The sequence below is a fragment of the Alteromonas sp. MmMcT2-2 genome (assembly GCF_022348305.1).
GTDB classification, from domain to species: domain Bacteria; phylum Pseudomonadota; class Gammaproteobacteria; order Enterobacterales; family Alteromonadaceae; genus Alteromonas; species Alteromonas macleodii.
Genome location: NZ_JAKRFA010000001.1, coordinates 293,223 through 316,629 on the forward strand (window position 1 = coordinate 293,223; position 23,407 = coordinate 316,629).

General features: G+C 45.6%; 20 protein-coding genes. 12 read left to right on the top strand and 8 right to left on the bottom strand.

Translation table 11 applies throughout. The features are described from left to right. Positions 1 to 203: 203 nt before the first annotated feature. From MHM99_RS01215 to MHM99_RS01250, 8 genes are all read right to left on the bottom strand, one after another. Positions 204 to 833 (bottom strand): hypothetical protein, encoded by a 630-nt coding sequence (locus MHM99_RS01215; protein ID WP_239217807.1) that lies wholly within the window; start codon positions 831 to 833, stop codon positions 204 to 206. 101 nt (positions 834 to 934) lie between these two features. Beyond that, a complete protein-coding gene (locus MHM99_RS01220) occupies positions 935 to 1,405 on the bottom strand; it encodes a hypothetical protein (protein WP_239217809.1) in 471 nt (156 codons plus the stop codon). A gap of 710 nt (positions 1,406 to 2,115) precedes the next feature. Continuing rightward, positions 2,116 to 4,389, bottom strand: a complete 2,274-nt coding sequence (locus tag MHM99_RS01225; RefSeq protein WP_239217811.1) for an AAA family ATPase — start codon at positions 4,387 to 4,389, stop codon at positions 2,116 to 2,118. Next, positions 4,386 to 4,826, bottom strand: a complete 441-nt coding sequence (locus tag MHM99_RS01230; protein ID WP_239217813.1) for a VPA1267 family protein — start codon at positions 4,824 to 4,826, stop codon at positions 4,386 to 4,388. The genes MHM99_RS01225 and MHM99_RS01230 overlap by 4 nt, the downstream gene beginning before the upstream one ends. A 2-nt stretch (positions 4,827 to 4,828) precedes the next feature. Then, entirely contained in the window at positions 4,829 to 5,338 is a 510-nt protein-coding gene (locus MHM99_RS01235) for a hypothetical protein (protein ID WP_239217815.1), read from the bottom strand. Beyond that, on the bottom strand, positions 5,335 to 8,115 hold the full coding sequence (locus MHM99_RS01240; RefSeq protein ID WP_239217817.1) for a hypothetical protein: 2,781 nt from the start codon (positions 8,113 to 8,115) through the stop codon (positions 5,335 to 5,337). Before MHM99_RS01240 ends, MHM99_RS01235 begins: the two co-directional genes overlap by 4 nt. Before the next feature lie 9 nt (positions 8,116 to 8,124). Then, a complete protein-coding gene (locus tag MHM99_RS01245) occupies positions 8,125 to 10,428 on the bottom strand; it encodes a hypothetical protein (RefSeq protein ID WP_239217819.1) in 2,304 nt (767 codons plus the stop codon). Continuing rightward, a complete protein-coding gene (locus tag MHM99_RS01250; protein ID WP_239217821.1) occupies positions 10,421 to 11,662 on the bottom strand; it encodes a hypothetical protein in 1,242 nt (413 codons plus the stop codon). The genes MHM99_RS01245 and MHM99_RS01250 overlap by 8 nt, the downstream gene beginning before the upstream one ends. A 278-nt stretch (positions 11,663 to 11,940) precedes the next feature. On the opposite strand from MHM99_RS01250, the gene gspC reads away from it, so the two are divergent. The 12 genes from gspC to MHM99_RS01310 all read left to right on the top strand — a co-directional run bounded on the left by gspC (position 11,941) and on the right by MHM99_RS01310 (position 23,394). After that, positions 11,941 to 12,858 carry a type II secretion system protein GspC gene (gspC, locus tag MHM99_RS01255; protein ID WP_061486815.1) on the top strand — a complete coding sequence of 306 codons (918 nt, stop codon included), beginning with the start codon at positions 11,941 to 11,943 and terminating at the stop codon, positions 12,856 to 12,858. Positions 12,859 to 12,956: 98 nt separating this feature from the next. Then, entirely contained in the window at positions 12,957 to 15,008 is a 2,052-nt protein-coding gene (gene gspD / locus MHM99_RS01260; protein ID WP_081106123.1) for a type II secretion system secretin GspD, read from the top strand. A gap of 1 nt (position 15,009) precedes the next feature. Beyond that, positions 15,010 to 16,575 (top strand): type II secretion system ATPase GspE, encoded by a 1,566-nt coding sequence (gene gspE / locus MHM99_RS01265; protein WP_275445276.1) that lies wholly within the window; start codon positions 15,010 to 15,012, stop codon positions 16,573 to 16,575. Then, complete coding sequence (gspF, locus tag MHM99_RS01270; protein WP_014951308.1) at positions 16,576 to 17,802, top strand: type II secretion system inner membrane protein GspF; 1,227 nt, start codon at positions 16,576 to 16,578, stop codon at positions 17,800 to 17,802. It abuts the gene before it with no gap. Next, on the top strand, positions 17,802 to 18,239 hold the full coding sequence (gspG, locus tag MHM99_RS01275; protein WP_014951309.1) for a type II secretion system major pseudopilin GspG: 438 nt from the start codon (positions 17,802 to 17,804) through the stop codon (positions 18,237 to 18,239). Before gspF ends, gspG begins: the two co-directional genes overlap by 1 nt. 5 nt (positions 18,240 to 18,244) lie before the next feature. Then, positions 18,245 to 18,871, top strand: coding sequence for a type II secretion system minor pseudopilin GspH (gene gspH, locus MHM99_RS01280; protein ID WP_014977775.1), 627 nt, complete (start codon positions 18,245 to 18,247; stop codon positions 18,869 to 18,871). Continuing rightward, positions 18,868 to 19,296, top strand: a complete 429-nt coding sequence (gene gspI / locus MHM99_RS01285; RefSeq protein WP_014951311.1) for a type II secretion system minor pseudopilin GspI — start codon at positions 18,868 to 18,870, stop codon at positions 19,294 to 19,296. The genes gspH and gspI overlap by 4 nt, the downstream gene beginning before the upstream one ends. A 1-nt stretch (position 19,297) precedes the next feature. After that, on the top strand, positions 19,298 to 19,924 hold the full coding sequence (gene gspJ, locus MHM99_RS01290) for a type II secretion system minor pseudopilin GspJ (protein WP_239217823.1): 627 nt from the start codon (positions 19,298 to 19,300) through the stop codon (positions 19,922 to 19,924). Beyond that, a complete protein-coding gene (gspK, locus tag MHM99_RS01295) occupies positions 19,921 to 20,967 on the top strand; it encodes a type II secretion system minor pseudopilin GspK (protein ID WP_239217825.1) in 1,047 nt (348 codons plus the stop codon). Before gspJ ends, gspK begins: the two co-directional genes overlap by 4 nt. Further along, entirely contained in the window at positions 20,967 to 22,166 is a 1,200-nt protein-coding gene (gspL, locus tag MHM99_RS01300) for a type II secretion system protein GspL (RefSeq protein ID WP_239217827.1), read from the top strand. The genes gspK and gspL overlap by 1 nt, the downstream gene beginning before the upstream one ends. Further along, positions 22,163 to 22,642, top strand: coding sequence for a type II secretion system protein M (locus MHM99_RS01305; RefSeq protein ID WP_014977776.1), 480 nt, complete (start codon positions 22,163 to 22,165; stop codon positions 22,640 to 22,642). The genes gspL and MHM99_RS01305 overlap by 4 nt, the downstream gene beginning before the upstream one ends. Beyond that, positions 22,639 to 23,394, top strand: coding sequence for a type II secretion system protein N (locus MHM99_RS01310; RefSeq protein WP_239217829.1), 756 nt, complete (start codon positions 22,639 to 22,641; stop codon positions 23,392 to 23,394). The genes MHM99_RS01305 and MHM99_RS01310 overlap by 4 nt, the downstream gene beginning before the upstream one ends. Positions 23,395 to 23,407 lie beyond the last annotated feature (13 nt).

A 23,407-nucleotide genomic window follows, 5' to 3' on the forward strand; every position in this document is an offset into this window, starting at 1 on the left:
TTTATTGTGTGATGGACCGTTATCACACCAAAGCCGCCATTCACTGGACAACATTCATCAGGCAACTTCAGACAAGAAGCAGACAGTCGAGCATATATTTCTGAGATTTTGCTGAAAGTGTCACAATTTCTCCACCGAAAAAATATGTTTATTGGCAGGTACGTATTCATCGAGCTTTGTCTATGGATAACAAATAGTTGTTCTCACTTAATATTTTCGATGACTTTGCATTCCATGTTTTCGCAATATTTTCTCGCTATTACCACGTCCTTTTTAATCTGTCCAAGTAAGTGCTCTAAACTATCGTAAATAGCACTTTCTAATTCGGACTTTTTTAAGACGGCCACTGTATAAGCGGAATATTCGGTTATGAAACCTGAAGTAACTCGGCCACGTAGCGTTAGGACTGTTTCGGTAATTTCTGCTCGAACACTCACTTCGAAATTACTGTTTCCTCTGATATCAAGTGTCTCCACAACTCGAACTTTAGGGGATAATGTAAAATACCCTCCTAATTGACCTTTTTCACTTTTTTTATAACCAAGGGAACGAAGTTCCGAATCAATCATGCTTAGAACATTTTTATATGCTCTACCTTTTTCTGGATAGAACCGAAAAAGTCGGTCAACTTCGTCAGCATTTTTATACGAGTCACTCATTATTGAGTTGCTACCAGTCCAATAGTAGAGGTCAAAAACCCCGATTTGGCTCACACTATAGAATTTGCTTGTTGCCAAAACTTCGTTTTTCATTCCACAAAGACTATCTAGTGAACATGCAGCTTGAACAGAGTTGGTAGCGATAAATAAAAGTGTAGCGATAATTTTTTTCATTTGTTGTACTTCTATTACTTTTCGATTACTACCCGCAGTACCGTTACTGCCAGCATTCTGCATTCAGTAGATATGACTATGATGCATATTCTCCTGATTTTTTAATAGAAACGATTATAGTCATCTTCAAAACTGGCTAAACAAGCTAATTGATCTAAGACAGATTTGCCTACCAATAAAAGCTCTTTGGTTCTATGAGGGTCATCCCAGCCATCAGCGCCATGCTTTCCGCCATGAAAAAGGTTATTTCTTATCGTTTTTAAAAGTCTAACGACTTTACATAGTTCAGTGTTGCAATCCTCAAGCCCTACACTTTTCCATTGCAAAGCACAATTTGGTCCGACCTTTTGCCGCTTTGGGTTCAGCTCTAAAAGTCTTCTAGTTTGTTCGGTGTGATGGAATTTTTGGCTATTTTGGTCGACAAACTTATCCCATCCGGGCTCTGCGTTCTCACCATTGTCATCACGCTTGAGAAAGTTATTCTCTTTAAGAGAGAATTCAAACCTAGAGAACCAATAAAAGAAGTCAAAAGCTAAATTCTTCAGGTCCGATTTAATGTCTTCCTTACGCATTAACTTTCCTTTAAATAGAGCGACCTTTCAGGTGTGAGTATTATAGGAGGCGCACATAATACAAAAGCCAAAGAATCAATTCTTTTTAATTATTCTATCATAACAATCTTTTCAAGATGTGAGACAACTTAAAGAGTAAATGTATGCAAGCTTTGGTTATATGACCGTAATGTAAATACACTATAACAAGGTCAGCTTTACGTACCAAGCTATCGTTCCATCTCAAAAAATCGAACGTCCGCAATTGGCACTTAGCCGTCGTACAAAGTCACCAATTTTGACTAAAGCGACCGGCAGCTATCTTAAACAAGCGGTTATAGCAATCGTTGCCATACTAGCGACTGCGCTCATTGAGACCTACCAACTTTTGCGCAAAACAGCATAGTTACCAGATACCATTCAATAACTAAATCCAACCTCAGAATGCAAATAGCCCTTTTTTGCAAACCATCACACAGTTACCATCATCTGATTTTCCTCCAAGGCTCTTGGCGAATAGGTGTTCTACGCTTTGTTTTGACTTAGCAACTTTGCTTTTACAAAAGAAGCATTTGTCGGCCTGCAACATTGATAATCGTTGTAGCTGAGACATTGTGAAAATTCCTCAAATCCGCATCTATTTACCATAATGTATGTAATGGGAATATGCGATTTTGGGTTCGCCTAAATTTGATAGTAAACCGCTCATTTCTATCAGTTTAGTGAGTCAATTAAGCGACTTTGGGGTGACTTTTATGTTGGTCAATCTCACCACTTTTTGGTTTTAAGTATTTCAACGTGAATTGAGTCAAAAGCTCGCATAAATAAGACATTCGTAGATTCGCGTTACTTATGTTTTGTGTGACACTGATGAGGTCGGCTTCACTACCAACGATATGAATTTCAGCCTCGGCTCTGGTGATCGCCGTATACAGCCACGCTCTATCTACGATTTTCCCCTTTTGTAGCGCGATAATGATTCTAGGGAACTGCGAGCCTTGCGCTTTGTGTAGGGTTATTGCATAACCCAACTCCATGCAATCGAGCACGGATTGGGTGACCTCAACTTTATCTCCCGTATCCAGCGTCACTTCACCATAACTTTCACCTGATGATTCAACGCTGGTTAGTGTTCCAAGAGAGCCGTTTTGAATCCCTTTGTCATAGTGGTTTTGCGTAAATAGAATGGCATCATTTAATCTGAGGTTTTGAAAAAAACACTCACCGTGCAATGCAAACTCAAGTCTATCTCCATGTGGGTTAACGACTTCTTGAGTGAGTTCGTTGATTTCAGCAACAAGTGCTTTGGTTGGAGCCATGACACGACTGTTTTGGGGTGATTGTTGATACAAGTCGCAACAGACTTGAGCAATGTCGTTCTTTGCCGTTTCGTGGAAGTGAATAGCGCCTGTACTTAGCTTAGCAGGCACGATCCCTTGATTAATGAGTTTTGAGTATTCAGGAATGCCGGTGGAGCCGTCTTGGCGTTTGACGATGTCTAGCTTTGTATTGGCAACAACGTTCGAACGCACGACATCAGCAAGCACTTTGCCACATCCAATAGGGGGTAACTGGTCTGGGTCGCCCGTAAAGATAATACGAACCGATGGGTGGATATGGTTGACCAAGCGATACATGGTTGGCAAGTCAATCATACTCGCTTCATCTATTACCAGAAGGTGCTTTTGTTGGTCTGTAGTTGGCTCTATAGGCTCTTCACGCAATAACTTAGCGATGGTTGAGGTGATAAAACCAATGGATTCATGCAAGCGCATAGCCGCTCTACCACTGAGCGCTACTGCATGTATCTCGAACCCCATTTGATGATAGGCGCGAAGTGCGGTTCTTAGTACCGTCGTTTTACCCGTTCCTGCACCTCCGGTAATTGAACTTAATGCGTTATCAAGACAGGTGACTACTGCTTCAACCTGCTTCTTGGTTAGCTCATATGGCAATTCACCAACAGCTTCAAGGTAGGCTGCATTCGCGGATTCATCATAAAGGTCATTTTGACAAGCTAAGGTCGTCAGCCGTTTGGCAACGACGTTTTCCATCAACAACTGTGCCGTTGGATGGTAGGTGCCAGTCTCAGGGTTTAGGATGTATTGTGCTTTGTCGTGGCCTGCTTTGAACGCTTCGGTGACCAGTTCCTTATCTTTGAGTAATTTGGTTAGGTAGGGACGCAAAGTGGCCTGTGTTGTATAGGTATGGCCTTTCTCAATCTCTCTGCGAATAGCCGTTTCTAGTGCGGCGCTGAGCCTCTTGTGGTCATAATCTGTGACCTCAAGTTTTAATTGTGGCGAATTCGCAACAATTAGATTATCAACATCACTGAACGACACGCCAAAACCAATTAGTAGATACGGGTTTTGCTTAATAGCTTCAATGGAAGATTCCCCGTGATGTTTTAGCAAGCGCTGCTGCACGCTGGCTGGAATTTTGAGTTGGGTCATCCAGTTGCAGTAAGCCAGATTCTTATATTTGGCGTAACCGTGAAATAGCGCATCGATAGAATCTTCACTCAGAACGCTTCCAAGCTGCTCTCTTGACTCTGGCGTATCTTTTCCAACCGTTGAATGGAAGTCTTTGCCCAGAAGCTTCCAGAGCGCTCTGGCTTTACTTTCACCGATGCCTTTAAAGTCTTTTTCTTTTGCGATGAACCGAATAAGTTGCTCCCCTGCCTCTGGCAAACTGCATTCGATATATTCTGGTGACTCGTAGGTGTGCTGTTGCATCACAAAATCACCTTCCTCCACCTCGGTTACCACACGCGTCCCTTCAACTGACCAGTGTTGACCTACAGCGGGTTGGACTGGGATGGAATCAGGGTTTACCTTGATGGTGACGTAATACTTGCCGCTGTTGGTCTTATATGAGTTTTTTGCCAGTGGTACACCGCTAAATATCACCATCTTGGTCGAGCTGTACGGTATGCTGGTGACGCGCATTTGGTCTTGATTTAATTGTGCGACAGCTTGTTGCACAATTGGAACTTGAGCATTCATCGTGGCATGAGTCCCATTTCAGATAAGGTTTCATTCAGCTCACCAAATCGCTCTAGCTTACTTTCTAACTCTTTAACCTTGGCTTTTAGCTCAATGTTTTCAGCCTCTAGCGCTGATACCCGTTTAGAATCAAGCAACTTCCGATTTGCCGTGTTGTCGTATTGTTTTGGTTTGTCGGCATTGCTCTTGGCAGATTCGGTCAGGGGTGGAAGTACCCCTTTTTCACGCAGTTTGTCTTCTAGCGTCTTGAGCGCCTTTCTAAGTGCAGGATTTTGGTTAAGGGCTGACTTACCACACCCCACACCTTTTGCTATTTCAGCACGGTTTAGCTGCCCCCTGAAGATAATTTGCTTAAAGCTTTCTTCCGTCTGGGTGGCTCGCCACACTTCAAAGGCTTCAAGGTTCTGCTGCGCCTTTTGTTGACCGTTTTTGCTCATATTTACACCAATTTTAGATTACGCTTTACATCTAACGGTAGGCGCTGCAATGTCAGCTCCAACACTTCATCTGTCGTGGTTTTTGAGATCAGCTTATCCCTCGCTTTCAATTCCCTGACTTTGCATATCAATTCATCTTTTGTCTTCCCTTTCTCACCCGAATAACGACTAGCCAGTCTGCTCTCTTTACTTTTGAGCAGCATGTCATTTTTCTCAGCCAGCTCCTTTTGTAGTGCGCTGGCATAATTGACGGAGTGGAAAATCGCCTGCATCTTCACGCCTACAACTCTTGCGACCTCTGACTTTGAAATCTCATACGTGGACTTCTTAATAAAGTCAGTTTTTTTACTGTGTTGTCGGATATACCTGAGCTTTTGTTGATAGAGGCTTTGAATGGCCTCATACGCGGCACCAGAGCTGTTTGCATCAGATACCCAGTTCGGTAGTACTGGTTGCTCTGTTGACGCTTCCAGCGCGTCCTCATCGAGAAATTCATCAAAATAATCACTCATGCTGCTTGTCCTCGCTGTGCGTCTGCTATCAATAGCGTTTCTTTTAGATGTGTAATGAACTTATCGTATTTCGGATTGTTGCTGTTATGGCGTAGCTCTTCGACACGTTTTAATGCCAATGTTACCGTGTGATAGTGAGGCTCTTTGATGAACCAGGGCAGTTCAGGGTTGCGACACGCTGCCACATCCTGTTTGGTGTAGATGACAATCCCATTGAAGTTACCTGCTGCGATGTCGGCATTTAAACACCCCAAACATAATCGCGGTTGCGCATTTTGACGCTGCGGCTCACCATTGACACTGCATTTGGCGTTTTGTTGTGTCCCGTCCCGAAGCATACAGGTTACCCACGGGTTTGATTTCAACGCTAATACCCGTTTTACCGTGGCCTGCGCCAGCTTTTCTTTTCGCTCTTCATCCGAATAAACGTGTGTTATCCCTACTGCTTTTGACAAGAATCGGTCAACCCCGCCTGCATACTCTCGATGTTCATCTTCAATGCTGTCCATGTGCACTCTGACAACCGAATTAATGACGTGGCGGGTCGCTATTTGTTGGATAACGCGGTATTCCTTATCTCGCAGATACGCCATGAAAAAACGCTCATCCAGATGTTTAAAATGCGCTCTGATGAACCGCCCGACATCGCCTCGATAACGGCGAAGCACCGCTTCTGCAAAGATATGCCGAAATGCATGGGCAGTAGCATAAACAGCCTCACCTAAAAACTCACCTCGAACAAAACGCACACCTGCTTTATCCAGCTCCACCTCACCGCTTTGAAGCTTGGTTTTGGTTTCTTCGCTTAAGTGCGTGTCAAACAGTGCTGCGATATCGCCAGGCGCAGTCCCTCCAAGATACTCTCTCAATCGAACGCCGAATGCTTTATCGTTGTTTTTTTCTTGTGCCAACAACACCCTCGGCAGGGCCTCGTTAAGCGCTTTTTTCATCTTTATCAGTGCTCGCATGGGCGCCTCGTCGAATCGGTAATTCGATTCAAGCGTTTGCAGCGATGTTTTTTCAGTCTCGGTCAGCAATGACTTTCCTTTTAGACCCTGCCACGCCTCGATATCGTTGAATATCGAATAATGATTAACAAAATCCGCCCAGCAGGTGGGTATAGCTTTTTGGTTCTCTCCTTCGGAATCTTCTTTTTGTTTTGCTGTTGTTGCCTGATATATCGCTGGGTCAGCCATATCTGCTAAATTCAGATGCGCTAGTTGCGCTGCCAATATGTAACAACCGAGCGTAATTTCTCTTGGTAGCGGGGTATTGCCACTGGTCTTTGGTACTTTCCAGCGTACATGGAATCGCCAAGGCGTATACTGGTTATCCAGCGGGTCTGGGTTAATCTCAATATTGATATTCGACAAGCTAAACCCATACTCACTGGCGCGCCATCCTGTTAATCCAACAAACCCGGTAACCCCCGCATCCTCAATCATGGATGTCATTTTGTTAAAATATTCCATACCATTTAATGGATGCTCATCTATTGGTGTAGGCAAGGAGCCTGCCAATGATTTAAGAAACGCTCTCATGCCTTTAGTATCAGTAGGCATTTCTGTTTTTAGCTCGGATAGGATGTCAGCGGTTATCGATTCAAACTCAGGCAGTGTCACCGATAAGACTGCATCTTCATCAGGTAATGCTGTTTTATAAAGCGTGGCTTGATATTCCTCCCAAATGGCTTCTTTGGATTTGCCATGCTCACCAAACACATCGACAAATAACAGCGCTCGAACAAACTCCTGCGCATCATAGCGCTCTGGCAAATGACAGTGCTTTGCAATACGGTTGATGGTGTCGAGCTTAAAGGCATTGACGATGCGCTCTGCCGTGATATATACCTCAGAAAACATCTGGTGCACAAACGATTCAATTGCAACCAGCTTTTTCTCAGCAACACTTCGGTTACCAAAAGACTCCCGGATCGCTTCAATGGAATGCCCACAAATCACTTTACCTAAAATTAAACTCGTTGATTTCTTTTGAAATTTCAGATCTTCATCGTGTTGTTGCGTGTCAAATAACGCCTTACAGGTATGTCGGATTGCACTGATATAGGCGCAGTGTTTCTCGAAAAGATGCAGGCAATGGTCGATATAATGCTTACCAACATCTAATCCTAAATAATTAAAGCTCCCACCTTTTACATACTCTCGCCGCGTCATACCCATGAAGGATAAACACGCCTCATTCAGTGCTAATATTGCTTTCTTCTCAGAGATATCACCCACAAGACCTGCTACACCATAACGATTCAATATTTGCTTGAGCTTTTTAAGTGTCAGCGGTTCGAATCTGTTTGTATAGGCTGGCGCAGACAGGCGTTTTTTTATCCCATCGTTGGTAACATTCTGCGTAAGGCAAAGACCATAAAACCCTTCCAAATTCAGTGCATCGAGCTGGTCTATTTGCTCAGCGTGCAGGTAATGAAAAAGCATTGCGAGCTTGTCGATGATTTGATAATAAGGCCGTGGTTGCACCTTTACACCAGATGCCACCTCCAGCCATATGAGTTTGGCAAATTCAACGAGGCTCAGGGGAATATGCTGCGCATCAAACCTGACCGTGACCATCTCAACAAACTGCACAAACGGTTGTTCAAATAACGTAAAATCAATGGTAATAGTCTGCGCAGGATGCTGAAATCGCCAGATATTGTCAGTAAGCGTCGCGTTATCCAGCGGGGATAACTGGGCGAGCTTATCCTGCATTAGTCTCGATAGAGAGGTATTAACTAATAATTGCGAGGCGCGGGTGGCAATAGGCATATCAGTCTCCTATGAAAGCTGGGCAGTAAAGTGAGGTGGCAATTGAGAACGGTACTTGTCGTACATGGCTTGGCCTTTTTCAAGACTCGTTTTCGAGAAGGCTTTATTATTCAATCGGCTCGTTTTAGAGGTTTTTTTGTTGCTAAGCAGGCTCGCTATCCATTCAGCGGTAGGCAGCGCGGTGAAGAATAAAAACTCCGGCGCACAGTCTCGCAGTAAGGCATGTTTTTCCTCAAGCTGCGCTAAAAAGTGTTTAAATTTCAGCACGGTTTCAGGGCTATCTTGAACGTATATCGTATCAGGCAAATCGCCCTTGATTTGTGCGCCAGTAGTGGTCAGCCCCAATGCATCTACGCGACCACTGGTTTGCTCAGTCACCACTTTCAGGCACGCCAGCACATCATCGGCTCTGGTTTTAATATGTTCGACTGCTTTGGTGAACTCACTTTCAAAAAACTGCTTATCGCTTTCACTTGCAGTAAAAACATTGACGTATAAATCCCGCATCACTGCTCGGGTGACCCGCCCACAATTATTTTGCCACTCCTGATTCATCTCCACCAGATATCGCTCTCGCTCCGTGTCATTGGTGTGACTTCTTGGGTTGATAAGGCTTGTCGGGTCAAAGGTATCCGAGCCTGCATACACTGAGCTGGTTTTGATATGCGCAAAGCCAAAGAACCTTTCAGGCAAAGCCGTTTCACAGGGTATTTTGGCTTTTTTGGCGACTGGTGCCGTTACCCCATGACACAGCATAGTATACATCGCCTTAGGAAAAACGGGGGCCACCCGATGGGTCTGATGTTTCTCTTTCAGCACTTGCGACAGTTCGGTATCTTTAAAGGCCAGAAATAATAATCCAGTCAGATTAGAAGGGCCGCAATCAGTAGTCTTAATCACTGGTGTTAGCGGCTCATCCTGCACCGCCAGTGCGGTCACATCCTGAATATAGCGAAGCACTGCTTTGCCAATATCATCTTTGGTTTTTAGGGTCTCGACTTGGTGAATGTTGTACTTAGCTCGGCCTTTAAAATAATCACTCTCGATATGGGTGATAGCGCCATTAACACGCCTGACAAATTTAAAATCACGTAAGGTAAGCTTAGAGATATCACTCCCTTGCACCGTCTGATAAGCCATGAGATAGCTAAATAACAACGACTCTACCTTTGAGACAGGCACTACGGCATTATCACAAGAAGATTGAGCAGATAACGCAAGCTGCCTTAAGAAATCAACATCAAACAGTCCCACGTGTTGTTTTGAGGTAAAAAATCCGCTTGAGGCTTTATTAGATGTCGCGGTTATTGGTTGGTTGGCTAGGAGCTTTTTAACTATTTCCTGCCGGAATTGCGGTCTCGCCTCTGCAAAGACCAGCAATTCCAGCGCATTTTTTAAATCAGGGACATCCCCCATCAGCGGCACCAGCTTTTCTCGAAGGCGATTGATTATTTCTGCTTTTGCGGCGCTGATGAAGCTATTCTTCTGCCTCCCCTCTGGTATGGCAATCTCGGCTAATGCCGGAATATCCGCAGGCGTTACGCCCGCCAACCGAAACCCTTCAATGAGCGCACCTTTGCAGCCTTGAAAATACAGAAAAGCCGTTTCGATAGTAATGCGAAACGAGTTCATCAAGGCTTTAGGTGAGCCTAACCGCGAATATAACTCGTGACCAATACCAATATCATCCCGACGCAGCCAGGTATGCTGTGAAAGCCATTGATTGAGGTTAACTGCATCTGCTTTTTCACGCGGTGCGATAGAGGTATTTAACAGGGAGTTTAGATATCCGCGTTCGTAATCGGTGAGGGTTTTGTTAAACGCAGCAAAGCCAAGCGCGTCTTCTATCATTAATTTGACTCTATCAAGCCCCGTGGATTGGGTTTTTACGCCATCTTCACTGACGCGCCACACCTCAAAATCTTTCAGCCAAGTAGCACGGTTTTTATCAGTCAGTTCTATGCCATCCAGATAGCGCCAGACGTGCTTGCAATAAAGCAGAGTCTCTTTTCTTTTTTCTGGAAACTCATCCGTCATGAGATACCGATAGGCTGCTGCATTGAATACGCCAAACATTAACTGACTTATACGGCAGTGCTCTGGTTCTAAGAAGATAGTGAATGCGGCGTTCCGCATTCCACCGACGCCTCTTGGTATATGTAAAACCGTGGCGTTAGGATTATAAGGAAGCGGTGTGACATCCAGATTTGCTTGAAGCTCCTTCGCTATTAGCGCTTGTTCATCCAATAACGCTTGTTGCAATTGCTTGTCAGTGAGTGCTTTTTCAGGAGATGTATCGATAATATCAGGCATAATGCACTCCCGTAAGAAACGCTTCTTTGATATGGCAGCTTCGGATATACCCTTTGGTGGTCTCAGGTGCTTTATTGTCTTTGGCGTTATGCCCCATCAACTTTGCCACAAGCAGGTAGACTGGCGATGTAGAAGTCACGCTATCGATTTTTACCCGATATTCTTTGCAGGCATCATAAAACTTATCCGTGCCAAAGCTATGTCGTAAGATGTGACCTGTGTGATCGTCTTCCAGCATCTGCCCTTCGTCTGGTAATGCGCCACTTCTTTGCAATTCCAGTACTTTCTTTTTTGCTCTTGTAAATGCTCTTGTTGCTGCATTTTTAGCAATCGGTGTACCGTCATCGCTGTAGCTGGCATTTAGCAGCAGGGTATTTTCAGTAGATTCAGGACGCTCAGACTCATAATAGGTTTTGTATCGTTCCAGCAAGCTTCGGTGGATATAAAGCCGTCTAGATTCGCCGCCACCTGAATTGCGAGGCGCTTTGGTATAGCGGCCTTGAAGAAAAAACTCAAACTCCATTTGCTCTGGATGTTGCTCCACCTGCAAAAACAAAGATTTAAAACCAAGGTGCTTTTTGTTACCCACCATAAAGTCATCAAGCAGCAATCCTTGATTTTCTTTACTGCGAAGCCCTAACTCACCGCCACCGCGAAGTAACAGCTCATCACGTAAGCTATCGGTATTACGATACAAAATGGAGCGCAAGTCAGGAGTAAGGTACTTTACTGCGGTACGGCGCTTTGTATTTTTCTTCACTACTGACTTTAATCTTGGTTTTACACGGATATCTTTGGCATTGGTAAAACCTGTCATTGCCAGGTAATTGTAATAATCCCTAAGCGCCATCAAATACTGCTCTACTGTATGTTCACCAGCCCCTAGCTCTTCAATGATGACCGTGTTGATGTAGTGATTTAATAGCTCTTCCGGAATATTGTGATGTCTATGAATACTAACTTGGCTATTGCTTTGACTGTATTGAATTAACCAGTTGAAGAAGTGCTCTAACTTATTGTGAAGTATGGTTATCGTGACATCGGATATTTCTTCTTCCTGATAAGTTGTGGAGGCGAACTTACCTTCTCCGTCAGCAATCACTCGCTTCCAAACGACACCTGTTCGACTAATGGCTTTACTGAACAGTGTTGGAAGGAGCAATAAAGAAAGGTCTTCTGCCATAAAGATATTGCATTGATGATATTCAGATTTTTGAGAGGTAACAAACTGCATACAGATATCCCATTTGCGATACCTGCATAGTAATAATAACGAGCCGTGCCTGTCAATACAAATTTAACATACAAACACAGCTACATATTTCATAGCCACTTGTCCAGCCTGACATTTTGTGTTGTATTGTTGCTATCCGATTGGCTCATGTAATATTTTCGTAATGGTGTGGCTTTAGTGTTGTGACCCTCACCTTTACTAGGCTATTATGGGTTTGCTAAAGCGCGGTTAACCAAAAATTCACTATATTATAATAAAGCAGTACCATCAGTGGCAGCATGACATTCAATAAACCCAACCCACAATCTCTGGTTGTTTATCTGAACCAGCATCAAAAACAGCTACATACCATCGTAGTGGTTCTGCTCAGCCTGTATTTAATTGCATTTGCTGCCAAACTCGTGTGGCGAATTATACCCGAACCTCAACTATCTGCGACACCCACAGTAAGCCGTGCTCCGGTTATTTCTTCGTCGTCAGGCCAAAATGGGGTCAACATTGCCAAAATACAACAGTTGAATCTGTTTGGTAATGCAGCGGCTAAACCCGCGGAACCGGTAGCCGAAGTTACTGACGCGCCAGAGACACGCTTAAATTTGACCCTGACCGGCGTTGTTGCCAGTTCAGAGCAGGAAGCGGGCACCGCTATTATAGAAAATCGCGGCAGCCAAGCAGTATATGGTTTAGGTGAAAAGATTGAAGACACCAACGCCACGTTGCAAAAGGTGTATAACGATCGCGTTATTATTAAGAACGGGGTAAGAAACGAAACCCTGATGCTTGACGGAATTGATTACGATGAAGCTAATCGTCGCCGTGAAATGCAAGCGAGAAACCGACCTGAGCCGCAGGAAGAGGAAGAAGATACAGTTGAGCTTAGCGAAGAAGCGCTAGAAGCAACCGCTGCTCTGCGAGAACGCCCCGCTAACTTCACAGACTTTATTTCAATATCGCCAAAAACCGAAGAAGGCCAGCTTATTGGTTATCAAGTAAGTCCTGGCAAAGAGCCTGAACTATTTAAATCGGCAGGGCTTCAGGCTGGCGATGTCATTACACAAATTAACGGGCTAGACCTTACCGACTTGCAGCAATCGCAAGAGGCACTGTCTGAGCTACGCAATGCACAAACAATAGAATTAACGATTATTCGAGATGGCAGCTTAACCACGCTTTACCTAGATTTACCCGAGTCTTAATACCACTAACGGTAGCAGCGCTATATTGTCGCTAGGTAAGCAAAATAACAATTAAAGCAAATCGGTCATCGACAAGTTAGGAAATGAAGGACGTTAGAATGAAAAGGCGCACTAGCCAAAAACTATTATCTCGCTTGAGCACAGCCATGTGCACGGCGCTTCTGTGTTTCTCGGTGACAGCCGCTGAGTACATGCCTAATTTCAAAGATACCGACATTAACGAGTTCATTAATATCGTTGGTAAAAATCTAGAGCGCACTATTATTGTCGACCCCAACGTACGTGGGAAAATAAGCGTACGCAGCTACGACATGCTCGATGAAGATCAGTATTACCAGTTTTTCCTAAACGTACTTCAAGTGTATGACTTCGCCGTTGTAGAAATGCCTAGCGGTATTTTGAAAGTGGTTCGCTCTAAAGACGCCAAAACATCGAACATTCCAGTAGTGGAAGGCGCTAACCGCGACGGCGACGAAATGATCACTCGCGTTGTTCCTGTGTATAACGTACCGGTACGTGAACTTGCGCCTATTTTACGCCAGCTAAATGACCAAGCGGGCGGCGGTAACGTAGTTAGCCACGACCCATCAAATGTGATGATGCTAACCGGCCGTGCAGCGGTAGTGAACCGACTGGTAGAAATTATCGAGCGCGTGGACCGTGCCGGTGACGAAGAAGTTGAAATCGTTAAACTTCGCTATGCGTCAGCATCAGAAATGGTGCGCATTATTGACAGTATTAATAAGTCACAAGGTAAAGCCAATACTGGTACTAAGTCTGAGCCTCGCGTAGTGGCAGACGACAGAACTAACTCAGTTATTGTAAGCGGTGATATTAAAGCGCGTCAGCGTCTTATTAACCTTATTCAGCGCATGGACCAAGAGCTTGAGTCAAACGGCAATACCCGCGTGCTGTTTCTTAACTACGCTAAAGCGGAAGATTTAGTAAAAGTATTGCAGGGCGTATCTGCAAGCATTCAAGCTGAAGAGCAAGGTGGTGGCACTACGTCACGTCGAGCTGGCTCTAACCGTGAAATCAGCATTGATGCGCACGAAGATTCTAATGCCATTGTTATAACTGCAGAGCCAGACATGATGCGCTCGCTAGAAGAAGTGGTGCGTCAACTGGATATTCGCCGTGCACAGGTACAAGTTGAAGCCATTATCGTTGAAGTTTTTGAAGGCGACGGCAACACATTAGGTGTGCAATGGGTGTCAGAAGAGGGCGGTGGTACACAGTTCAATAATGGTGTTATAGGCGTCGGTTCATTAGCTGTGGCACTACGACAGGCCGAAGATAGAGAGACCACGCAAACCAACATCACTGCCAACGGTGAAGTGGTAGAAACAACGGACACGATAGAAGGCGACTTCACTGCTCTTGCAAGCTTACTTGGCGGTGCAAACGGCCTGATTGCTGGCGTTATCGAAAATGGCTGGGGCGCAGTGGTACAGGCGGTAAGCACTGATACCAATTCAAATATTCTTGCCACACCTCACCTAACTACCATGGATAACGAAGAAGCGTTTTTCATTGTGGGTCAGGAAGTACCGATTATTACCGGTACGACAACCGGCTCGAACAACTCTAACCCGTTCCAAACGGTGGATCGTCAAGAAGTGGGCATTAAACTTAAAGTTACGCCGCAAATTAACGAAGGCGATGCCGTTCAGCTTCTTATTGAACAAGAAGTGTCTAGCGTTAGCGGTGCGACATCAGTAGACATCTCTATCAACAAGCGCGAAATCAAAACCACAGTGATTGTTGACGATGGTGGTACTATCGTACTAGGCGGCTTGATTGACGAAGACGTACAAGAAAGTGTGTCTAAAGTGCCACTTTTAGGCGATATCCCTGTTCTTGGTCATCTTTTCAAGACGACGTCTACAAGCAAGCGTAAGCGTAACTTGATGGTGTTCTTGAAACCGACCATTGTCCGTGACGGTGCAACCATGAACACAATCAGCCATCGCAAATACAATTACATTCGTGCACTGCAGCTAAAACGCCAGCAAGAAGGTGTATCGCTAATGCCTTACGAAGAAACCCCGACTATTCCACAATGGGATGATGCGCTAGCGTTGCCACCTTCATTCGAAGAGTACCTTTCTGAGAAAGAGAAGCAGAAACAAGAAGAAGGTAACGACTAGCATGGCAGGGCAGGACGAACAAATTACTCAGGCATTAGAGGCGCAAGAAGAAGCCTTAGAAGCCATGGGTAAAGACGCAGGTTTGCCTGAAGAGGAGGCCGGTTCAAGACAGCTTTCTTTTAGCTTTGCGAAGCGCAATCAGGTATTGCTGGAAACCAATGAAACCCCTGCGGTTTTGTATTTTACAGAGAATACGCCGTTTGATGTATTCGCTGAAGTGCGACGTTTCTACGGCGAGCCCTTTGTGCCGAAAACTATTCCTGCCAATGAATTTGAAAGCCTGCTTACCAGTGCGTTTCAACGCGATAGCTCTGCGGCTAAACAGCTAATGGAAGACCTTGGCAACGAGAGTGATTTGTTCGCTCTTGCTGAAGACTTGCCTGACACTGAAGACCTGTTAGACAGTGAAGACGATGCGCCTATTATTAAGCTTATCAACGCCATGTTGGGCGAGGCGATTAAAGAAGGTGCATCAGATATTCACATTGAAACCTTTGAAAACCAGCTTGTGGTTCGCTTCAGGGTAGACGGCGTGTTACGCGAAATTTTGCGCCCGAATCGCAAACTTTCTTCCATGCTGGTATCGCGTATTAAAGTTATGGCGAAGTTAGATATCGCCGAGAAACGCGTGCCTCAAGATGGCCGTATTACATTGCGTATTGCTGGGCGAGCAGTAGACGTGCGTGTTTCGACCATGCCTTCAAGCCACGGCGAGCGTGTGGTATTGCGTCTACTGGATAAAAACAATGCGCGCTTAAATCTAGAAGATTTAGGCATGACGCTGCAAAACCGTAATCACTTTTCGTCTCTTATTCGAAAACCTCACGGCATTATTTTGGTTACCGGCCCAACGGGCTCGGGTAAAAGTACCACCTTGTATGCAGGGTTAACCGAGATAAACTCGCGAGACAGAAACATTTTAACCGTTGAAGATCCTATTGAGTTCGATCTTCCGGGCATCGGACAAACACAGGTTAATCCCCGTGTAGATATGACTTTTGCCAGAGGCCTTCGCGCTATTTTGCGTCAAGACCCCGATGTAGTGATGGTGGGTGAGATTCGTGATATCGAAACGGCGCAAATTGCTGTTCAAGCCAGTTTAACCGGTCACTTAGTACTCTCTACTCTGCATACCAATACGGCAGCGGGCGCGATCACCCGTTTAGAAGACATGGGTATTGAGCCATTTCTGCTGTCTTCGAGCTTATTGGCCGTCTTGTCACAGCGGCTCGTTCGTACCCTGTGCCCAGATTGCAAAAAGCCACATACGCCTGACGCTTCTGAGCTTGAAGTATTAGGGCAAAACGCCACAAGCGAGACCACCATCTACAAGCCCCATGGCTGCGCCGCGTGTAATCAAACCGGATATCGCGGTCGTACCGGTATTCACGAACTATTGTTGGTAGATGAAAAAGTGCGCGAGATGATGCACGAAGGTGTAGGTGAGCAAGCCATTGAACGCTACATCAGAAAGACGACACCAAGCATTCGTGAAGACGGCTGTAGTAAAGTGCTGGCGGGCGCTACCTCACTTGAAGAAGTGCTTCGAGTTACGAGGGAAGACTAAATGGCGGCATTCGCTTTTAAGGCGGTTAATGCCCGCGGTAAAAATACAAATGGCGTACTTGAAGGTGATAACGCACGCCAGGTTCGCCAACAGCTGCGCGAAAAAGGTTTAATTCCCTTAGAAGTAGAGCAGGTCGCAGAGCGCGCACAAAGCGAAGGCAAAGGCCTGTCGTTTTCTTTATTTAAACCCCGTATTTCAGCATCAGACTTAGCGCTACTCACGCGTCAGCTCGCCACCCTTGTAGAATCGGCCCTTCCCGTTGAAGAAGCACTGCTTGCCGTCGCTGAACAGTGTGAAAAGCCTCGTCAGAAAAACATGATGATGGCAGTACGCAGTAAAGTCGTGGAAGGACATGGACTTGCCGATGCATTGGGTCAATTTCCAAGTGTGTTCGACGAGCTATACCGTGCGATGGTTGCAGCTGGTGAAAAATCAGGTCACCTTGATACCGTGCTTAACCGCCTTGCTGACTACACAGAGCGCAGACAACAAACCCGCAGCCAAATTACACAAGCGATGATTTACCCATCGCTAATGCTGTTCTTTGCAATGGGTATCGTGTTGCTATTGTTAACAGTGGTTGTACCTAAAATTGTTGGGCAGTTCGACCACATGGGTCAAGACCTGCCGGGAATAACACAGTTTCTTATTTCTATAAGTACCTGGCTGCAAAATTACGGCTTATTTATGCTTATTGGTATTGCCGTGCTTGTTGTCATTATTCAGCGCGTGCTGCAGCAAAAGCACATGAAGCTACGCTACCACAGAGCGCTGTTAACCTTGCCGTTAATTGGCCGGGTGTCTCGCGGGCTCAATACCGCGCGTTTTGCACGTACCTTAAGTATTTTAAGTGCCAGTGCGGTTCCACTACTAGAAGCTATGCGTATTTCAGGTGATGTGCTAGAAAATCAGCATATTAAAAACCAAGTGGCAGATGCAGCCATTAACGTTAAAGAAGGCAGCAGCCTTCGGGCTGCGCTGGATAACACAAAAATGTTTCCACCAATGATGATGCATATGATTGCGTCTGGTGAAAAATCGGGGGAGTTACAGCAAATGCTAGCTCGCGCCGCAGATAATCAAGATAGGGAATTTGAAGCGCTTATTGGTGTCTCACTTAAGGTATTTGAACCCTTACTTATTGTATCGATGGCAGGCATTGTCCTGTTTATCGTTATGGCAATATTGCAACCAATTTTAGCATTGAACAACATGGTGAATATTTAATGAAAACACTTAATCGCAGTTCTGGTTTCAGTTTGATTGAAGTCATGGTCGTACTTCTAATCATCGGTATTATGGCGTCTATGGTGGCACCGCAAATCTTGGGTAACCAAGAAGAAGCGCAGCTTAAAAAGGCGGCGGTAGACATCCAGCAAATGGAAAGTGCGCTTGAGATGTACAAGCTGCGTAACAACCGCTTTCCAACCACAGAACAGGGACTAGAAGCGCTAGTTACCGCGCCGACTATCGACCCGATTCCTCGTAATTACCCTGAAGGTGGTTTCATTAAACGCCTGCCTGAAGATCCGTGGGGCAATCCATATGCACTAATTAGCCCGGGAGAACTTGGCGTAGTTGATATTTTTTCTAATGGTCCAGACGGCGAACCGGGTACTGATGATGACATTGGTAACTGGAACATTAACGAATACCTGAACTAACCTTTATGCGCAACCGCGGCAGTACATCTTTGAAAAAAGCAGGCTTTACCCTATTAGAAGTCATGCTGGTACTGCTGCTTATGGGATTGGCGGCGGGTTACGTTATGTTTAACGCATTCGGTGCGAGTAAATCTGACCTGCTAAAAACCCAAGCGCAACGCCTGCAGGTGATTGTTGATATGGCCAGCGATTTTGCGGTGTTAAATCAACAACAGCTTGGTGTGCGGTTTGAAGCCGATAAAAATGAATACTACTTTGTCTACTTAGACGACGATGATGAGTGGCAGCGTATCGAAGGCGAAAAAACCTACGAGCCTTATACGTTACCTGAGCCTTTCACCTTCACTTTAAATTTAGACGACTTACCATGGGATGTTGAAGACAGGCTCTTTGACAGGGAACTATTCGACGAGAATTTAAGTGTTTCTGATGAAGGGGTTGAAATAGGTAACGAAGAAGAGAAAAAGCTGCCTCCGCCTCAAGTGCTTATAATGTCGAGTGGCGAAATTACGCCTTTTACCTTGTCGTTTAATTACGAAGGTGATGACGGCGACAACCCCGTCTATTACAGTCTGCAAAACCAAGATCTTCCGCCTTTAGTGCTTGAAGGGCCTCTGGAGAGACCACTATGAGTGCGTTCAACGTTGATGCATCGACAAAGAACGTTGCACCTGTCACGCCACGCCAGCAAAGTGGCTTGACGCTACTGGAGGTTATGGTCGCCCTGCTTATTTTTGCGCTAACCGGTACAGCAGTGCTTAAAGCTGCAGGCGAGCATTTATCAAGCGTTGGGCAAATAGAATCTGTCACCTTTGCCAACTGGGTGGCAAGCAATCGCTTAAACCAGCTTCAATTAGATACCACGTGGCCGCCCAAGAACAATTTAAAAGGCACGATGGAGATGGCCGATCGCACGTGGTACTGGCAGCAAACGGTGACAAAAACCAACGACAACGACTTGCGATCGGTAACCGTTTCGGTGGGTGAAGACGAAAGCTACGGCAGTTCAGTTACATCAGTAACCACTTTCGTTGCTAAACCGACGGCGGGAAATTAGCATGCAGCGCGGATTCACGCTTATCGAAATACTGATTGCTATGGCCATATTCACCCTAATTGGGCTTGCATCCACAGGTCTACTTACCACAGTTATCGACAGCAATGATATTTCAGAAGAGCGTTTTGCAAAACTTCAATTATTGCAGCGTGCCATGATCACGATTGAGCGAGACCTTCAGCAAGCCGTGCCTCGCGCAGCAAGGGTTAACGGCGAAAAGCAAGACGTGGTCATGTCTGGCGGTGAAACCGACGACAGTGACGATGACGGCATTGGTTTTGTACGCGGAGGGTGGCACAACCCTCAGTTAATGTTGCCACGAAGTACCCTACAGTTTGTCGCCTATAGACTCAAAGAAAACAAACTGGAGCGCCTTTACAGCAACTATGTGGATAACGTCATAGGCTACGAGCCCAAAGTCCGTGTGCTGTTAGAGGATGTAGAAAGCTTAAAAATTGAATTTCTTGCCACCGCTAACAGTAGTGCCTTAGATGAAGACGAAGACCTGTCGTGGAGCGAAAGTTATAAGGGGGCTGCACTACCGCGCGCGGTGGCCATTGAGTTTGTCAGTAAAGACTTCGGAAAAATACGCAGAGAATTTACCTTAACTACGGGTGAATCGTCATGACAATCAAGAGTACTCAGCGCAAGTCGATTACTCCACCCGCTAAGCAGCAAGGCGTGGCATTAATGATTGTGCTCATGATAGTAGCCTTGGTTGCGGTATTAGCCACAGAAATGGGTACACGCTTGCAGCTTCAGGTGCAGCGTACGATGAACTTAAAAGACAATAATCAGGCTTATTGGTACGCCATGGGAGCCGAGGCATTCGCTCGAAAATCTATACAGTCTTTAATAGAAGAGAGCCCGGACGTTATCTCCATAGACCAGGCTTGGGCGCAGGAATTCAGCTATCCGTTAGAAAACGGTGGTTTAACCGCTAACTTAGACGATTTGCAAGCGTGTTTTAATTTAAACGCGATTACGTCTGGCAGTGCAGGAGGCGCGGGCAGTAACAGCGGTAATGGCAGCAGTGGAGCGAGTAACACCACGGAAGCCATGGACGCTTTTCACACTATGTTGCTATCACTTAGCGTTGACGGACTAGACAACTACACCGCAGATACCTTACGCGACAGTTTAGCCGACTGGGTCGACGAAGATGACAGAATGCGCCCTTACGGTGCAGAAGACAGCGAATACGAGTCCAGAGAGTTTCCTTACCTAGCAGCTAACGGACCACTGGCATCAAAAAGTGAATTGCGTATTATTAACGGTGTATCACCACAGTGGCTAGACGCATTACTGCCATTAGTTTGCGTGATCCCGGATTACAATGAGTTGAAAATTAACGTCAACACATTAGAAGAAGAAGATGCACCATTACTTGCAGGCCTAACGGGGTTAGACATTCAGCAGGCTGCAAGTTTGATTAGCAGTCGCCCGCAAAACGGCTGGGACGATACCAATGCATTTTTAAGCGAGCCCTCTATTCAAGCGCTTAATTTAACAAGCACTCGACAAGATTGGTTTTCGGTTAAAACTGAATATTTTATGTTGCATACAAAAACACAATACAACAAAGCAACCTTTAAGCTTTCCACCGTGTTTCACGTTAATGCCGATACCGGCGTTAGCATCGTGAATCGCGAGTTTGGGGGAACCTATTGATGGAACAACTCTTGGTGCGTTTAGGCGCCAACCATACAGACCCAATTAGCTGGCTCGTTTATTCGCGAACCGAAGATGAAATTATTGCATCGGGCGAGCTGCCTAATGCAGAAGCCTTATCTTCGCTGACCGAACGCGCGGGACAACGAAGTGTTATTGCCTTAGCGCCTAGCAGCGAAATTTTACTCAAATGGGTTGAGCTGCCGCCTAAAGCTGGCCGCAAGATCATTTCTGCCGTCCCGTTTATGCTAGAAGACGAGCTTGCCACTGACATTAGCCAGCAGTTTTTTGCGATCGGCCCTAAGCGAGGCGATGAGCAGGCCGTTGCAGTAGTTAGCCATGAAAAGATGGAGCTGTGGCAGTCCTGGCTTAGCGAAGCAGGGTTATTCTGCGACACCATTATTCCTGATGTACTCGCAGTGCCAGTCACCGAAAACGGTTGGTCAGTGCTTACGTTAGGTGAACAGCTTCTCGTTCGACAAGACACATTCAAAGGCGTGCAGGGCGAGGCAACATGGTTACTGCCAACTCTTGTCCATTTTACAGCACAACAAGAAAGCCCGATAACCATTACCAATTATGCGGGTATCGATTTAAGCACTTTGCCAAATATTGAGGAAGCGCAGGCACCCTTAGAGCTGCCTATGCAAGTATTGGCAAAAGAGGCGATGCAAAGCAGCTTTAACCTATGCCAAGGCGATTACAAGGTAAAGCGCAAGCGCAGCGGTGTTCTGAATCAGTGGCGTGTTGCTGCAGTATTAGCAGTGTTAGCGCTATGCACCAGCCTTATCGACAAAGGATTTTCTCTTTACCAGCTTAAAGCCCAAAATCAGGCGTTAAGCAGTGAGATTAATACCGCTGTTAAAGCGGGTTTCCCCAATATTGGTACCTATCGCAACGTGCGATTGAAGCTACAAAGCGAGCTTGCCAAGTTAGAACAAGGCGGTGGCAGTGCCTCTATGCTAATAATGCTAGATCAGCTCGCTCCAGCTTTTTCAGCCACTGATGTAAAACCGCAAACACTGCGCTTCGATGCAACCCGCACTGAGATTCGCATTCAGGCGCAAGGTAAAAACTTTGAAGCGCTAGAGCAGTTTAAACGTACAGCAGAAAGCGCAGGCTTTGTGGTTGAACAAGGGGCCATAAATAATCGTGACAATGGCGTTGTAGGTACAGTATCAGTAAGGAGTACCTCATGAATGCACTCTTAGAAAAGTACAAAGCGCTGACCGAGCGCGAACAAAAGTTAGTACTGGTTTCAGCTGTGCTATTAATAATTGCGCTATTTTATTTTGCTGTATGGTCGCCGCTTAATGCTGCTTTAGATAAACAGAAACAGCTTCTCGACAATCAGCAATCCTTGTTGGTTTGGGTAAAAGACAGTGCAGCAAGAGCACAGCAATTGCGCCGCAGCAGCGGGGGTAAACGAACATTCTCTGGCTCGTTACCGCAAGCGGTAAACCGCACTACTGCTCAGCACGACATTGCTATATCTCGTATGCAGCCACAAGGCGACGAGCTTCAGGTGTGGGTTGATCAGGCGCCGTTTAACAGTGTTTTAGAATGGCTCAAAGCCATGGAAAATATGGGCGTGATTATTCTTCAAGCGGATATTGCCGAGGCCGATGCGCCAGGCTATATCAAAATTCGCCGATTACAATTAGGTAAAGCATGAAGTCGAAAGTTAGTTGGATTATAGGCGGCATTATTGCCTTCTTATTGTTTGCCATTGCTTACATGCCTGCTGTTCACGTTATTGGCCGTATTGCGTTACCTAGCAATGTTGCCGTTAGTGGTGTGAGCGGCACCTTGTTTTCAGGCAAGGCGCAAACTGTAGTGGTTAATGGCCTGCCCATCAACAATGTAAAATGGGAGCTTAGCCCCTTACATATGTTGATAGGTAAAATTAAATTAAACCTTAAAGCAGGTAATATTAGCGATAAAAACGACATTGCATTTGAAGGGCCTATTACCACGGGACTTTTCAGCCAAAACAGTGTAAATACCGAAAACTTCACGCTGTATTTACCGGTAGACCGAGTACTTGCACAAGTTCGCCTTCCGCTGCCAGTAAATGCCGGCGGGCGCTTCAAAGTGTCGCTCAGTGACTTAACGTTTGGGCCTGCGTGTCAATCGCTAAACGGCACCGGAGATTGGCTCAACGCGACAGTTGCCGGTACACAGGGTCCTATTGATTTTGGCACTTATTCCGCAAAGCTGCGTTGTGAAGGCGATGACATTGGAATACTAGTAAGCGAGCCTAACTTACTAAGCTTGTCGATGGATGCGGTTATCCCTATTACGATGAAAAATATTCGAGTAAGTGGTAAATTTAAGCCTGACGACAGCTTACCGCAAGAAGTCCATCAGGCCGCACGCTTGTTTGGTGCGCCGGATAGTAGCGGCTATATTGCGATTAAGCTGTGATGCATAGCACAAA

Coding starts and splice junctions, on each gene's coding strand:
- gspE (WP_275445276.1), top strand. CDS start 15,010: ATGGCAGGGCAGGACGAACAAATTACTCAGGCATTAGAGGCGCAAGAA.
- MHM99_RS01225 (WP_239217811.1), bottom strand. CDS start 4,389: ATGAATGCTCAAGTTCCAATTGTGCAACAAGCTGTCGCACAATTAAAT.
- MHM99_RS01240 (WP_239217817.1), bottom strand. CDS start 8,115: ATGCCTATTGCCACCCGCGCCTCGCAATTATTAGTTAATACCTCTCTA.
- MHM99_RS01235 (WP_239217815.1), bottom strand. CDS start 5,338: ATGAGTGATTATTTTGATGAATTTCTCGATGAGGACGCGCTGGAAGCG.
- gspF (WP_014951308.1), top strand. CDS start 16,576: ATGGCGGCATTCGCTTTTAAGGCGGTTAATGCCCGCGGTAAAAATACA.
- gspI (WP_014951311.1), top strand. CDS start 18,868: ATGAGTGCGTTCAACGTTGATGCATCGACAAAGAACGTTGCACCTGTC.
- gspC (WP_061486815.1), top strand. CDS start 11,941: ATGACATTCAATAAACCCAACCCACAATCTCTGGTTGTTTATCTGAAC.
- MHM99_RS01250 (WP_239217821.1), bottom strand. CDS start 11,662: ATGCAGTTTGTTACCTCTCAAAAATCTGAATATCATCAATGCAATATC.
- gspL (WP_239217827.1), top strand. CDS start 20,967: ATGGAACAACTCTTGGTGCGTTTAGGCGCCAACCATACAGACCCAATT.
- gspJ (WP_239217823.1), top strand. CDS start 19,298: ATGCAGCGCGGATTCACGCTTATCGAAATACTGATTGCTATGGCCATA.
- gspH (WP_014977775.1), top strand. CDS start 18,245: ATGCGCAACCGCGGCAGTACATCTTTGAAAAAAGCAGGCTTTACCCTA.
- gspG (WP_014951309.1), top strand. CDS start 17,802: ATGAAAACACTTAATCGCAGTTCTGGTTTCAGTTTGATTGAAGTCATG.
- MHM99_RS01305 (WP_014977776.1), top strand. CDS start 22,163: ATGAATGCACTCTTAGAAAAGTACAAAGCGCTGACCGAGCGCGAACAA.
- MHM99_RS01310 (WP_239217829.1), top strand. CDS start 22,639: ATGAAGTCGAAAGTTAGTTGGATTATAGGCGGCATTATTGCCTTCTTA.
- MHM99_RS01230 (WP_239217813.1), bottom strand. CDS start 4,826: ATGAGCAAAAACGGTCAACAAAAGGCGCAGCAGAACCTTGAAGCCTTT.
- gspK (WP_239217825.1), top strand. CDS start 19,921: ATGACAATCAAGAGTACTCAGCGCAAGTCGATTACTCCACCCGCTAAG.
- MHM99_RS01245 (WP_239217819.1), bottom strand. CDS start 10,428: ATGCCTGATATTATCGATACATCTCCTGAAAAAGCACTCACTGACAAG.
- gspD (WP_081106123.1), top strand. CDS start 12,957: ATGAAAAGGCGCACTAGCCAAAAACTATTATCTCGCTTGAGCACAGCC.
- MHM99_RS01220 (WP_239217809.1), bottom strand. CDS start 1,405: ATGCGTAAGGAAGACATTAAATCGGACCTGAAGAATTTAGCTTTTGAC.
- MHM99_RS01215 (WP_239217807.1), bottom strand. CDS start 833: ATGAAAAAAATTATCGCTACACTTTTATTTATCGCTACCAACTCTGTT.